The sequence below is a fragment of the Haloferula sargassicola genome (assembly GCF_040362925.1).
Taxonomy (GTDB): Bacteria; Verrucomicrobiota; Verrucomicrobiia; order Verrucomicrobiales; family Akkermansiaceae; genus Haloferula; species Haloferula sargassicola.
Genome location: NZ_BAABRI010000001.1, coordinates 241,805 through 254,871 on the forward strand (window position 1 = coordinate 241,805; position 13,067 = coordinate 254,871).

At 65.4% G+C, this 13,067-nt stretch carries 10 protein-coding genes; 5 read left to right on the forward strand and 5 right to left on the reverse strand.

The window, feature by feature from the left end:
* The gene (locus ABXH26_RS01050; protein ID WP_353565165.1) at positions 1-3,342 is read right to left on the reverse strand and encodes a S41 family peptidase; all 3,342 of its coding nucleotides are present in this window, start codon (positions 3,340-3,342) and stop codon (positions 1-3) included.
* A gap of 308 nt (positions 3,343-3,650) precedes the next feature.
* Here ABXH26_RS01050 and ABXH26_RS01055 point away from each other — a divergent pair, with 308 nt between their 5' ends.
* Together ABXH26_RS01055 and truB are read left to right on the forward strand one after the other, a co-directional pair.
* Complete coding sequence (locus tag ABXH26_RS01055) at positions 3,651-4,640, forward strand: DHH family phosphoesterase (protein WP_353565166.1); 990 nt, start codon at positions 3,651-3,653, stop codon at positions 4,638-4,640.
* A 12-nt stretch (positions 4,641-4,652) separates the two neighbouring features.
* Positions 4,653-5,390 carry a tRNA pseudouridine(55) synthase TruB gene (truB, locus tag ABXH26_RS01060; protein ID WP_353565167.1) on the forward strand — a complete coding sequence of 246 codons (738 nt, stop codon included), beginning with the start codon at positions 4,653-4,655 and terminating at the stop codon, positions 5,388-5,390.
* 504 nt (positions 5,391-5,894) lie between these two features.
* Here the strand turns inward: truB and ABXH26_RS01065 are convergent.
* On the reverse strand, positions 5,895-6,893 hold the full coding sequence (locus ABXH26_RS01065) for a polyprenyl synthetase family protein (RefSeq protein WP_353565168.1): 999 nt from the start codon (positions 6,891-6,893) through the stop codon (positions 5,895-5,897).
* Between the two features lie 117 nt (positions 6,894-7,010).
* Here ABXH26_RS01065 and ABXH26_RS01070 point away from each other — a divergent pair, with 117 nt between their 5' ends.
* Positions 7,011-7,817, forward strand: coding sequence for a 3-keto-disaccharide hydrolase (locus tag ABXH26_RS01070; protein ID WP_353565169.1), 807 nt, complete (start codon positions 7,011-7,013; stop codon positions 7,815-7,817).
* Positions 7,818-7,907: 90 nt separating this feature from the next.
* Positions 7,908-10,115 carry a hypothetical protein gene (locus ABXH26_RS01075; protein ID WP_353565170.1) on the forward strand — a complete coding sequence of 736 codons (2,208 nt, stop codon included), beginning with the start codon at positions 7,908-7,910 and terminating at the stop codon, positions 10,113-10,115.
* An 11-nt stretch (positions 10,116-10,126) separates the two neighbouring features.
* On the opposite strand, the gene ABXH26_RS01080 is transcribed toward ABXH26_RS01075, so the two are convergent.
* Genes ABXH26_RS01080 through ABXH26_RS01090 form a run of 3 tightly spaced genes read right to left on the reverse strand, consistent with a single transcriptional unit; the run spans position 10,127 to position 12,463 of the window.
* Complete coding sequence (locus ABXH26_RS01080; RefSeq protein WP_353565171.1) at positions 10,127-11,356, reverse strand: M16 family metallopeptidase; 1,230 nt, start codon at positions 11,354-11,356, stop codon at positions 10,127-10,129.
* Positions 11,337-12,008 carry a 2-C-methyl-D-erythritol 4-phosphate cytidylyltransferase gene (gene ispD / locus ABXH26_RS01085; protein WP_353565172.1) on the reverse strand — a complete coding sequence of 224 codons (672 nt, stop codon included), beginning with the start codon at positions 12,006-12,008 and terminating at the stop codon, positions 11,337-11,339. The genes ABXH26_RS01080 and ispD overlap by 20 nt, the downstream gene beginning before the upstream one ends.
* A complete protein-coding gene (locus tag ABXH26_RS01090) occupies positions 12,008-12,463 on the reverse strand; it encodes a GatB/YqeY domain-containing protein (protein ID WP_353565173.1) in 456 nt (151 codons plus the stop codon). Before ABXH26_RS01090 ends, ispD begins: the two co-directional genes overlap by 1 nt.
* Before the next feature lie 97 nt (positions 12,464-12,560).
* Here ABXH26_RS01090 and ABXH26_RS01095 point away from each other — a divergent pair, with 97 nt between their 5' ends.
* A complete protein-coding gene (locus tag ABXH26_RS01095; RefSeq protein ID WP_353565174.1) occupies positions 12,561-13,064 on the forward strand; it encodes a DUF3592 domain-containing protein in 504 nt (167 codons plus the stop codon).
* Positions 13,065-13,067: the final 3 nt, after the last annotated feature.

Genomic DNA, 13,067 nt, shown 5'->3' on the forward strand with positions numbered 1-13,067 from the left:
TCAGCGACCGCGGTTGCGGTAGTGCGGAACGAACGGCTCCTCGACGGCTTCCCTGACGTCTTCGAGCAGGACCTCGACAGCCTTTTCGATCTGCTTGTCATCGCCGGCGATGAGGTCGGCGGGCTCCGGCCAGACGATGTAGTCGGGCACGGCGCCGTTCATTTCCATGTCCTCGCCGGTGTCCGGCAGGAACCAGCCGCGGAAGGGGACGCGCAGCGTGCCCGCATCGAGGATCCGGTCCTTGGTGGCGGAAATGACGCCCCCGGCGGTGGGCACGCCGACCAGTTTGCCGCGGCCGAGGGTCTTGATCGCATGGGCGAATATTTCGGCGTTGGAGTAGGAGTTCTGGTTGCAGATGACGACCAGCGGCTTGTGCCATGAGGCGTAGACCTTGCGGTCCTGCGGGTAGCCCGGGCCCCCGTCGCGCGGGATGGTCACGGCGTGGCGGGGCTGGCAGAGGACGGTGAGCAGGTGGTCGGTGGTGAAGCCGCCGCCGTTGTCGCGAATGTCAATGATCAGGCCGTTCTTGCCGTGGCCGGCGGCGTAGATCTCGCGCTCGAAGCGGTCGAACTCGTCCCAGAACATCCGCGCGATGTGGACGTAGCCGAGCTTTCCGTCGGACAGCTTTTCAACCAGCTTGCGGTTGTTGGCGATGACTTCCTCCTCGGCCAGCAGGGTGGCTTTTTCGTAGGAAATCGGCTCCAACTGGTGGGTGTGCTCCTTCTGTTGGGAATCGCGCACCACCAGCTCGATACGGCGGTCCATGCGCCCGTTCATGAAACGGTAAACCGGCATGCTGCTGTCGACGTGGCGGCCGTTGATCTCGACGATCGTGTCTCCCGGCTGGACCGGCGGGCTGCAGCTCGCCGCGGGGCTGCCGGCGATGACGTTTTTCACGGTGAGCGGGTCGCCGGCACCGTGGCGCTCGAAGCGGATCCCGAGATGACGGGTCTTCTGAAACTCGGTGCCCTCGGCGTTCCAGGGCTTCGGCCACTCCTCGGATAGGAAGGTCAGGTGGGAGGCATTCAGCTCGCCCAACAGCATGCCGACGACGCGGTCGAAGGTTCGCGAGTCCGGCGCTTCGGCCGCCTGGGTTTCGTATTTGGCGAGCATCCGATCCCAGTCGAGCCCGTTCATTTCCGGATCGTAGAACCGGTCGCGCAGGGTGCGCCAGACGAGGCGGAAGCACAGCCGTTGATGGGCCACACGGTCGCGCAGCAGCCGGGCCTCGATCGGAAACTTGGTCAGCTTGCCCTTTTTTAGGACCGCGGGGCTTTGATCGACGATCCAGAACAGCGAGCCGTCCTTTTCCGCGCGGATCGGCAGCCCGCGCTCGTCGGCGACCGATTCCATCTTCGCCCGCGGCCGGGGCTCGATGCGGTAGAGCGTGTCGTTGCTGCTGTTTTCCGACTGGAAAAGAATGGCCTCCGAGTCGCCGGACCACATCACGCGCTTCGGCTCGATGCCTCGGGTATTCAGGCGGACGACGCGCTCGCTGAGGCCCTCGAAATCGATCGGCAGCCGCTTGCGGGTCCGCTTCGCCCGGGGCTTCTTCGGCACCGGAGCGGGTTCGAGAATCTCCCCGGAAACCTGGTCGGGCTCATCGTCGTCGCTCTCGGTTTCGAGCTGGTAGGACGGGTCATCGCGCATCGCGGCCTCGGCTTCGATCTCGCGCAGGTCGCGGGTCGATTTCACCGCCTGCTCCAGCCGCAGGTTCACGTAAAACAAACCCATCTCGTTGTTCAGGCGGCGGCCGGTGAAGGCGATGCAGCTGCCATCCGGCGACCAGCGCGGCGAACCTTCGAAGTCGGGGTGACGTGAGACGTTGAAGGGCTCCATGCTGCCATCGCTGGGCACGATGTAGATGTCGCGGTTGAAATTCTGGTCCTGGGCCGCGAACACGATCCACTCGCCATCGGGCGACCAGTCGAAGCTCGGCGCGTTCCAGCATTCGAAGAGCACGCGCGCCTGCTTGCCGTCCGGATCGGCGACCACCAGGTTGCCGCTGCCGGCCACGTAGGCGAGCTTGCGCCCGTCCGGGCTGAAGGCGAAGCGCTGCTTCGGCTCGGGCGAAAAGGTGACCTGCTCGGTGAGGAACGATTCGGTCTGCCACCAGTACTCGTCCGGATCCTTCCGCGACAGGCGCCAGATCTGGCAGTCGATGCCGTCGTCCCGGGTGTAGTAGATGTATTTCCCGTCCGGGGAAAACACCGGGTCATCCTCCAGCGCATCGGTGCGGGTGATGCGGTTCGGCTCGCGCAGAACGGTATCCATCGCCCACAGCTCGCCTTCGGCTTTGAACACGATTTCCAGCCCGCTCGACGAGAAATCGGCATCGACCGTGCCATCGACCTCCCGCATTTCCTGGCGCGTATCGGGCAGGTCCTCGGTTTGCCAGATGTCGATTTTTTCCGGCTCACCGTCTTGGGCCGGGTGATACCGCCACAGGTCGAAGCCGCGGCGGAAGACGATCGTCGAACCGTCGGCCGAGAGAGAGGGCAGCATCACGCCGTCGTCATCAAAGTGCGTCAGCTGCTGGTTGTCCGAGCCATCCATGGCGCGGCTCCAGAGGTTGAAGGTGCCGTCCTGCTCGGAGACGTAGTAGAAGCCCTTGCCATCGCGCCACGGGGTGGGCGAGCGGGCTTCCCAGTCCTCCTTGATGAGCGGGGTGAAGCTCTGGTCGGCGAGGTCGTAGCGCCAGATCGAGGAAGCCCGCGAGCCGCGGTAGCCCTTGCGATAGAGTTGCTCGCCCTCGCGGCAGAAGAGCACCGCGGAGCCATCCGGCAGCCACGAGGCGCTGGTTCCCTTGGTGTTGAAAAGGTAGGACTCCGGCGCGTTGCGACGGAGGTCGATCTGGATCAGCCTCATCGGCCGGAAGCCCGGCTCATCGCGCTCGCCACGGATCAGGGCCGTGTTTCCATCCGGCGAAATGGCTTCCAGCGTGCCACCCTCCGAGTGGAACGAATGCTGTGTGGCCGGACCGCCCTCGAGCGGCATCGAGAACAGCTGGAGGGTGCCCGTGCGCGTCGAGCAGAAGTAAACCGTCTTCCCGTCCGGCGAAAACTGCGGGTAGCTGTCGCGCGCGGGGTGCGCCGTGATGCGGGTCGCGCGACCGCCATCAACGGAGCAGGACCAGAGGTCGTCGCGCCACTCGAAGACCACGGTTTTTCCATCCGGGGAAACGCAGGGCCAGCTGGTCATCACCACCTCGCCGGCGGATTCCGGCCGCGAAACCTCCCCGGCCACCGGCTGGGCGACCAGCAGGGCGGCGGCGATGAGGAAGAATCGGACACGGGCGCAATCCATCAGCTCGACTAGATACGAGGAACCGTCACGGTTCATACGTTAGATGTTTCGGAAATCCAAAGTATTTCTCCGCTTGTTAGTGGGCGGTTAGCACCCGGCGTACCAGCGCGGATGCGCGCGAATCCGGGCAAGGGCGGGGGATCGACGGAGACAAGAAAGGCATAGGGCATCGGGAAGCGGCCGGATGGATGGCTTCGGGGCCGATGTCGAGTCTTCCCGGTGACTTCGGGCGCTTTGCCGAAAAACTCCCGATGAGTCTGGCGGCCACCCGGCTCAGGATTGTCCTTGCCCCAAGGAGGCGGATCGGGAGAATCCGCGGCCCCGCGAGCCGGACCCGTGACCCCATGAGCGAGAACTCCGTCATCCAAGAAATCGGTGCCTGGTTGAACCAGTACCAGTCGTTCGCCCTGCTGAGCCACGTCCGGCCGGATGGCGATGCGATCGGCTCGCAGATCGCGCTCGGCTTCGCCTTGGAGGCGGCGGGGAAAACGGTGCGACTGATCAATGAAGACGGCCTGCCGGAGAATCTCGCTTTCATGGCAGGATCCGAGCGCATCGAAACGCCGCCGGCCGAACCGGTCGAGGTGGACGTGGTGATCGCGCTCGACACCGCCACCCAGCCGCGCCTCGGCGACAAGGCGCTTGCCGCCGTCGCGAACTGCCGGCGCTGGATCAACATCGACCACCACAAGTCGAACCCCGGCTACGGCGACCTTGCCCTGATCGACTCCACCAGCCCGGCCACCGGCCAGATTCTCTACCACCTGATCCTCGCCCTGGGTCTGCCGATGCCGGCGGAATCGCGCGACGCGATTTACGTCGCCGTTTCCACCGATACCGGCTCCTGGCAGTACAGCGGGACCACCGCGGCGACGTATGAAATGGCCGCCGATCTCGTGCGCCGCGGGACGGATGTCGGGGCCCTCAACGCCCTGACCTACGACAACCATCCGATGCGCCGCGTCGAGCTGATGCGGGCGCTGCTGAACACGCTCGAGACCAGCGCCTGCGGTCGCCTCGCCCACTGGCAGCTCGATCAGGAAACCGTGCACCGCCTCGGCGTGAAGCCGGAGGACAGCGAAGGCCTGATCGATATCATCCGCGCGATCCAGGGCGTGATCGTCGCCATCTTCTTCGAGGAGCTCGCCGGGGGGAAGATCCGCGTTTCCATGCGCTCGAAGGACAAGCGGATCGATGCCTGCAAGATCTGCATGCAGTTCGGCGGCGGCGGCCATTCGCTGGCCGCCGGGATCCGCATGGCGGGCCCGATGGATGACGCCAAGGCGAAGGTGCTGGCGGCGGTGAAAGCCGAGCTGGCCGCGACTGAGAACTGAATTTCCTGAAGAATGAGCCGACCGAATCCTGCTGCATCGAATGTCCCCGCCGGCGTGCTGGTGGTGGACAAAGCCCCGGACATGACCTCGCACGACGTGGTCGCCATCGCCCGCCGCTCGCTGGGCACGAAAAAGATCGGCCACTGCGGCACGCTCGACCCGATGGCGACCGGCCTGTTGATGCTGGTGGTGGAGCGCGCGACCAAGATCCAGGATCTGCTGATGAGCGAGGACAAGGAGTATGAGGGCACGCTCACGCTCGGCGCCACCACCTCCACCCAGGACCGGCAGGGGGAGATCCTGGAGGAAAAGGAAGTGCCGGCTTTCTCCCGCGAGCAGATCGATGAGGCCTTCGCCGCCTTCACCGGGGACTTCGAGCAGATTCCGCCGATGGTGTCCGCGATCAAGAAGGACGGGGTGCCGCTCTACAAGCTGGCCCGCAAGGGACAGGAAGTCGATCGGCCGCCGCGGCCGGTTTACGTCACGAAGTACGACATCCGTCGTATCGAGCTGCCGGAGGTGGACTTCTCGGTCGACTGCTCGAAGGGCTTCTATGTGCGCACCTACGCCCACGACATCGGCCACAAGCTCGGCTGTGGCGCGCACCTCAGCGCGCTGCGCCGCGTCCGCTCGGGCCGCTTCACGCTCGACCGCGCGATTTCCGTGGAAACGCTCAAGACCGCCCCGCGGGAGGATCTTTTCAAGGCGATGGTCAGCCTCGCCGAGATCTCGCTGATGCGTGGGGCGTGAGCGTCGCCTGCGGCGGATGAGCCCAAATATCGTTGCGGTAAGGTCGTCGATTTCATGCACGACCCGTTAGGGGCGCACGATCCATTCGCGAACCGGGTCGTGCCGGTATTCGGGGACGATCCGACCGATCCTCGGGAACGCTGAAATCGACTCGACCTTCCGGATGATCAGCTCGCCTAGCCTCTTTGCCGACCTGGCGCGCGATAAACCGAACTAATCCGGCAAGATCGGACAGGGATCCCTTGGTCCACGCTATGGAGTAGTCCATTTCTGAAGAAGCCCGCGGACGTCCTCGTGTGGAACCACAGCACCTTCTTGGACTTCCAAGCGGGCCTTTTCAATCGCCGGGAGAAAGTGGATCCGATCTTCGCTGTCCTGCCAGGAAGCGTCTTCCGGGAGTTGTTGAATCGTCTCCAATGCGAGTTCCTTGGTCGACATGATGGAAGGAGATCCGATCCAAAGGCTTGCTCAAGCCAGAGTTGGAGCGCCGTTGGCAGACAGGTTCTACCTCCGGCACTTCTCCAACAGCGTCCCGAGGAAGCGGGTGATCTGGTGGAGGGCGGCGGTGTAGTCGTTTTCCGGCAGGCCGGAAAGGTCGGCCCGGCAGGCCTCGAGCATGTCGCATGCGGTATCGACCGCGGACTCGATGGCGCCTTCGTACTCGGCGATGCCGACCAGCACCGAGAGGTCGAGGGGTTGCTGCTCGATGATGCGCTTGTTGAGCTTGGTCCGCTGCGACTCGGAGGCCGACTCCAGCAGGTTGAGGATGGGCAGGGTCAGCTTGCCCTTTTCAAGGTCGGTGCGGAGGGTTTTGCCGACTTTTTCCTCGGTGCCCACGAGATCGAGGCAGTCATCGTAAATCTGATAGACGGTGCCGAGGCGCAGGCCGTAGTGGTAAAGCCGGTGCTCGGTTTCCTCGTCGGCGCCCGAGAGCGCCGCGGCGATGCCGGTGGCGGCGGCGAACAGCGCACCGGTCTTCATTTCGATGATCCGGTAGTAGTCGGCCTTGGTCAGCGAGAGATCGAAGCGGCGCTGGGTCTGGACGATTTCCCCCTCGCAGACTTCGCGCGAAGCCTTGCCCACTTTGCGGCAGATCGTGATGTCGTCGAACTCGGTCGCCAGCGCCAGGGCATGGGAGAAGAGGGCGTCGCCGAGCAGCACGGACAGGCCGTTGCCCCACTTGGCGTTGGCGGTGGGGACCATGCGGCGCGTCACGGCGCCGTCGATGATGTCGTCGTGCACCAGCGTTGCCATGTGAATGAGCTCGAGGATCACGCCGAGCTTGCGCTGGTCCTCGGCCAGGTCGCCGAAGGCGCCGCCGACCAGAATCGAGAGCGCGGGGCGGATCCGTTTGCCGGAGGTGTTGCAAACGTAGGAGACGTAAGGTTCAACGGCGGGGTCGAAGGCGCGGACCTGGTCGCGGATTGAGGCCTCCACTTTTTCCAAATGGGGACGGACGAGATCGAACGGAAAGCGGTCGCTGGTGGTAAGGGTGGTCGGCATGCCCATGGGAAAGAGGCGTGGAGGACGCTCCCACAAAGGAAGGGGCGCCGCAACCCCGATGTCGGAGGCAGGCAAAAGAGCGGTCGATTTCCCGGAAAAACGGCCGAAACTCCCCGGGTGAACGCGCGACGCCTCCGGTCATTCGGGATCCCGGCAGCCGCCGTGGCCGCCGTGGTGGCAGCGGCGGCGAGATGGATCCCGCATTTCGGGGTGGGAGACCGCCCGGACCATCCGCTGCTGCCGGGCACGCCGTGGGTCGTCCACGATGGCACCCGGCCGCAGCCGCCGGTGGTGGGAAACGCCGGTGCGGTGGTCGTGCCGCCGCCGGCGGACGCGGAGGTGTTGTTCGACGGGCGGAGTCTTGACGCCTTCCGCGAGCCGGAGTGGCGGATCGAGCGGGGAATCCTGGTGGCGCAGGGCGCCGACCTGATCACCAAGCGGGAGTTCGGCGCGCTCCAGCTCCACCTCGAGTGGCGGATTCCCGCCGGCAGGAAGGTCCACGAGCAGCGTGGCGGGAACAGCGGCGTGTTTTTGATGGGCCTTTATGAAATCCAGATTCTCCAGAGTCACGACAACCCGACCTACCCGGACGGCATGGCCGGCGCGCTCTACGGCCAGTTGCCGCCGTTGGCGGACGCGACCACCGAGCAAGGCCGCTGGCAGAGCTTCGACATCGTGTTTTCCCCGCCGGTCTATGGGGCGGGCGGGGTGGAAAGACCGGCCCGCGCGACGGTGATCCACAACGGGGTGCTGGTGCAACACGACGAGGCCTTCCTGGGGCCGACCGTCTGGCGGAAGCTGGCCCGCTACCCGCCCAGCCACCCGCAGCAAGGGCCGCTGAGATTCCAGTTCCACGGGGACCCGGTGGAGTTCCGGAACGTCTGGGTCAGGGAGCTGGAAGGGCACGACCGGGGAGCGAGATGACCGGCCGGCGATGTTAGAAAAATGGCGATTCCCGGCAATTGGCCGAGGAGACCGCTTGCGGAGCGGGCCCGAGGGTGGGTAAATGCGTGCATGAAACCTTCACGCCTCCCTCGCGTCCTCCTGTTTCCCGCCGCCCTCGTCGCCCTGACCCAGTGCCAGGAAAAAGAACAGCCCGCGGCGGCCAAAGGGTCCGAGGTGATCGAAGACGTTGCCAAAGTCGTCGCCGAGGTCGTCGAATCGGAAAGCGGCCTGGGGGCGGAAGAGCGCGCGGCCGTGGTCCCCGTGGCGGCGCTGGCCCGGGGCGATGTCGATGCGGTGGCTTCGCTGATCGACCCCAAGGGAGCCGTCGACAGACTGGGCGAGCTCAAGATGTGGGACTTCATTCGCTCGGTGGCGATGGAGGAGGAAGGCACCGACCCCGAGGAGGCGATCTCCGAGGTGGCGGCACCGATCCTTCCCTTCGTGAGCGAGGACCTGTCGGTGATCTATGGCAAGGGGGCGTCGGAGTTTTTCGACCTCTATCTCCAGATCGGGAAACGAATGAACTACTATCAGTTTCGTAGCTTGTCCCAGGCGTTCGCGCAGGGGATCGTTTCGGGTGACCTCTCCACCTCGATGGAGGCCATGGGGGGCGGCGCCCCGTTCGAGGGCATCATCGGCGAGGTCGAGAAGTTCCTGCCGCAGCTTCAGCAGCTGCGCGTCCCGCCCATCGTTTTCGCCAGCAAGATTTCGGACGAGTCCGCCCGCCAGCAGGCGATGGATCAGATCGGCAGCCTGTTCTCCATGGCCGCGCCGCAGGGCGAGGCCGTCAGCTTCGCCTCCGCGGGCTCGGACTTCAACGGCTTCAAGTTTTCCGGCGAACCGATCGCCCAGCAGATCGAGGCGAATCCCGAAGACCTGATCGCTCGCTTCGGGCCGGAGACGACGCAGAGGCTCATCGACACGATCCGGGAGAAGACCGTGGTGGTGGCCAACGCCGTGGTCGGGGATTATGTGATGGTCTATGTGGGGGGCGATACCGAAAGCTGCCCGTTGACCGGCTCGCTGGAGGAGTCCCTCGCCGCCAACGACCGCATTGCATTCATCGACGGCTACAAGGATCTGCCGGTCCATGGCTTCCTCTACGGAGCGAAGGAGTTGATTGAGGCCACCTTCCAGACCGACAGCTTCACGCAGATCGCGGCGGGGGTGGTCGATGGACTGAGGGAGGTCGAGGGCTTCGGCGATCCGCGCGAGCTGATCTCACTGCTGGGCCTCGTCGAGGAAAAGGAAAAGGCGCTCTACAGCTTCTACAAACCGGAGACCGTGGGTGGCGTGATCAGCGTCGACCACGGAGTATCGTTCGATCTTTTCGGCGGCTATGAGTCCGGTGCCTTGCGAAATGACGCGCCCCACCATCTGGAGTCGCTGGGAGAGGGGGAAAACACCCTGCTTTTCGCCGATGCCGTGGTTTCGCCGGAGTATCAGAAAGCCCTTTCCGAATACATCGACCTGCTGGTCACCATCACCTACAGCGCCGCCGAGCACGTCGCGGGTCTGACGCCCGCCAACGACAAGATGGCGCAGTATCAGCAGATGTTCACCATGTTCGACGAAAGCTTCCGCAACGACCTGCTGAAGCTCTGGAACGGGATCATGCTCGCCGACCAGGGACTCGGCGACGAACGGGCGTTCGTGGTCGATGTTTCCGGAGCGGTGCCATCCCTGCCCGGGGTGCCGCCGGCGGTGGTGGAAAACGGTCGCATGCCACGGATGACCTATCTGGCACCGGTTTCCGACCGCTCCAAGCTGGCCGACTCATGGAAGGAGATCGATACTTCGGTGCGCTCGCTGCTCGCCACCGCCCGCGATCTCGGTGCCGGCGACCTCAACATGCTGGTCCCGACCAACTCGGAAAAGAATGACCTGGTGACCTGGTATTTCGATGCCGCCGCCTTTTCCGATGACCTGAAGCCCTCGGTGACGGTCAGCGACCAATGGTTCGCCGCCTCGACTTCCCGGACGCACGCGCTCGACCTGATCGGCAAGGCCGCGGCTGCCGGGGAGGGTGAGCGGACCGGTGCCTGGCTGAAGCTCGATACCGACGTTCTGGCCGCCTACCTTTCCGACCTCGTCACGCTGGTCGACGAGCAGGGAGAGGACATCATTCCCGACCCCGGGGCGCTGGAAGAGTTCCGCGCCCGCCTGCCGATGATCCGCGATGGCATCAAGGCCTTCGAGGAGCTCGATGCGATCACCATCCACGAGCGCGAGGAGAACGGCCGCCGTCGTGCGACTTTCCGCATCACGACCGACTGATGCCATCCGCCTCAGGACGGGCGGATCTCCGCCCGGGCGCGGGTCCCGCTGGCCAGAAGGCCGGCCGCCACCTCGCGCACGGCGGCTGCGCTGACTTCGTCGATCCGGGCCAGGGCGTCCTTCGGACAAATGATCTTCCCATGGTGAAGCAGCGAATCGGCCGCCCATGAGGCATGGCTGGCGGTGCTTTCCATGGCCGCCCGGTGTTGGCTGAAGGCCAGGCGTTTCGCCCGTGCCAGCTCGGCCGCATTCGGCCCGCGGGTGGCGAGGTCCGACAGTTCGCGCCCGAGGATTTCCACGGATTCCTCCAGTCCTTCCGGATCGAGCCCCGCCACGAATTCCAGGGCTCCCGTTTCCTCCAGCAGCGTGGCATCACAGGACACGTGGTAGCAGAGGCCGCGGTCTTCGCGCAGTTGCAGGAAAAGACGCGAGCTGGAACCCTCGCCGAGGATCATCGCCAGCAGGCGCAGGGCGTGCCGGCGCGGGTCCCGCCGACCGAAGGTCGGGTAGGCGATGGCCAGCTGGACCTGCTGCGTGTCGCGCTCGTCGATCCGCAGCGATTCGCCTTTCGCGAGGCCCTTGAAGGGCACGCTGGAGAGCGCGGGCTGCAGGTCGGGAAGCAGCGGATCCAGCAAATCGATCACCGCCTGCGGCTCGTAGGGCCCCGCGACGGCGACCACGAGGTCGTCGCGCCGGTGCTGGCCGGTGGCGAAGCCGACGAGCGTTTCGCGGTCGATCCGACGCAGGCTTTCAAGGCTGCCGGAAATCGGCTCGCCCAGCGGATGCGGCGACCATAGCGCGGCGGACAGCAGGTCGCCGATGTGGTCGCCCGGCGACTCTTCGTACATCACGATTTCCTCGGCAATGACCTCGCGCTCCAGCTCGATGTCCTCCGCGGCGAAGCGCGAATGCCACACCATGTCGCACAGGATGTCGGCCAGCAGGGGCAGCGTGTCGGCATCGCCGCGGCCTTCGTAGGCTGTCTGGTCCTCGGAGGTGTGCGCATTGAGCATGGCCCCGGCGTCCTCGGTCTCGATGCTGATCCCGCGGGCATCCCGTCGCGCGGTGCCTTTGAAAAGCATGTGCTCCACGAAATGCGCGGTTCCCGCCAGTCCCGGCGGGTCATCGCGCGAGCCGGCCGGTACGTGGATCGACATGGCAGCGCATTCGCTGTCGGGAAGTCGGGCGACCGCCAGCCGGACGCCGGTCCGGCTACGGCACTCATGGTAGGTCGCGCGCATCGGTGGTGAGAAGTGCCGCGGCGATCCTGAGGTCGCCGGGGTGGGTGATCTTGAGATTGGGAAGTCCGGTGGAGACCAGCCGCGTCCGTCGACCGATGGCTTCGAGGGCCGAGACTTCGTCGGTCACCGCGAGGCCGCCCGCCACCACGGCCCGATATGCCTCGCGCAGTAGCTCGGTGCGGAAGATCTGCGGGGTTTCCATGTGCCACAGTCCCCCGCGATCCACGGCGTCCTCGGTGAAACCGTCGGCGTCGGCCCGCTTCATGGTCTCGGTAACCGGTCGCGCGAGGGCCGCCGCATCGCACGCGTGCGCTACGGCAAGGCAGGTGGAGATTGCCGCCGGGGAAACCAAGGGACGGGCACCATCGTGAATGGCCGCGTATTCCGCGCGGACTTCCGCCAGTCCGGCCATCACCGAGTCCTGGCGCTCGCGGCCGCCATCGGCCCGTACCAACCGGTCTTCGAGGTCCCCGAGAAGCTCCGCAAAGCGGTCCGGCGGACCGACCACGATCACGCGGTCGATTTCCGCGCACGCCAGGAAGGCCTCCACCGTGTGGCGCAGCACGGGGCGGCCGGCCAGCGGGGCTGCCAGCTTGTCGAAGCCCATGCGGCGGCTGCTTCCGGAGGCGACGATGACGGCATCGCAAACCATCAGGAGAGTCGCTTGGCCACTTCCTGGGAGAGCGTCTTGCCGTCGGCCCGTCCGGCGGCACGTTCCTGGACCAGCTTCATCACCTTGCCCATGTCGGCCTTGGTGGTGGCTCCGGTTTCGGCGATCGCCGCCTCGACCATGGCCACCATGTCTTCGTGGGAAAGGGCGGCGGGGAGGTAGGCCTGCAGGACCTCGATCTCCGCGCGCTCCTTGGCGGCGAGATCATTGCGGCCGGCGGCTTCGAACTGGGAGGCTGAATCCTCGCGCTGCTTCACCTGCTTGCGCACCACGGCCATGGCCTCGGTGTCGGTCAGCGGAGTGTTGAGCCCGCCCTTTTCGATCGAGGCATTGGTCAGCGCCGTTTTCAGCGCGCGGATGACCGTCAGGCGGTCGGCGTCCTTGGCCTTCATGGCGGCCTTGAGGTCTTCCTGGATTTGGGAGGCGAATTCGCTCATGCGGCTTAGGTATCCCCGGCCGCCACCGGGTCAAAGCCGAAAAAGGACATCCCCTTTGCCCTTGGCGTCGCGGCCTTGTCGCTCTACCGCACGGGGTGTGCGGAAACGATCGCTCGCTTCGCGGATCTATCTCAGCCTGATCGGCCTCAGCCTGGCTGGCGTCGGTGGCGTTTTTGCCGTGCTGATGTGGAAAAGCTTCATGCGGGCCGAGGATGTCGATCACTGGCCGCTGGTTCCTTGCTCGATCCTCGAATCCCGCGTCGGGTCCCGGCGGGATGACCCGGACTGGCCGGCCGGGATGCCCCAGGAGTTCCGGTTCGAGGTCCGCTACGTCTACGAGTGGCAGGACCGGCAGTGGGAGTCGACCCGTTACCGCCTGCGGGGCGCTCCGTGGTCGGACACCCCTTCCGCGGCGGAAGAACTGGTGCTGAAATACCCTGAAGGCAGCGTGGCGGAATGCCATGTGAATCCGGACCAGCCCGACCAGGCGGTGCTTCGTGGCGAAACCAAGGCGGCCGGCTATTCGCTTTGGTTTCCCCTGCTGTTTGTCGTCGGTGGGCTCGGGATCGTGGCCGGTGCCTGGCGTCCGAGAAGCAGGTAAAAT

Bases quoted from the DNA above. Each gene is read 5' to 3' on its own strand.
- ABXH26_RS01050 (WP_353565165.1), bottom strand. From the start codon at position 3,342: ATGAACCGTGACGGTTCCTCGTATCTAGTCGAGCTGATGGATTGCGCC.
- ABXH26_RS01055 (WP_353565166.1), top strand. From the start codon at position 3,651: ATGAGCGAGAACTCCGTCATCCAAGAAATCGGTGCCTGGTTGAACCAG.
- truB (WP_353565167.1), top strand. From the start codon at position 4,653: ATGAGCCGACCGAATCCTGCTGCATCGAATGTCCCCGCCGGCGTGCTG.
- ABXH26_RS01065 (WP_353565168.1), bottom strand. From the start codon at position 6,893: ATGCCGACCACCCTTACCACCAGCGACCGCTTTCCGTTCGATCTCGTC.
- ABXH26_RS01075 (WP_353565170.1), top strand. From the start codon at position 7,908: ATGAAACCTTCACGCCTCCCTCGCGTCCTCCTGTTTCCCGCCGCCCTC.
- ABXH26_RS01080 (WP_353565171.1), bottom strand. From the start codon at position 11,356: ATGCGCGCGACCTACCATGAGTGCCGTAGCCGGACCGGCGTCCGGCTG.
- ispD (WP_353565172.1), bottom strand. From the start codon at position 12,008: ATGGTTTGCGATGCCGTCATCGTCGCCTCCGGAAGCAGCCGCCGCATG.
- ABXH26_RS01090 (WP_353565173.1), bottom strand. From the start codon at position 12,463: ATGAGCGAATTCGCCTCCCAAATCCAGGAAGACCTCAAGGCCGCCATG.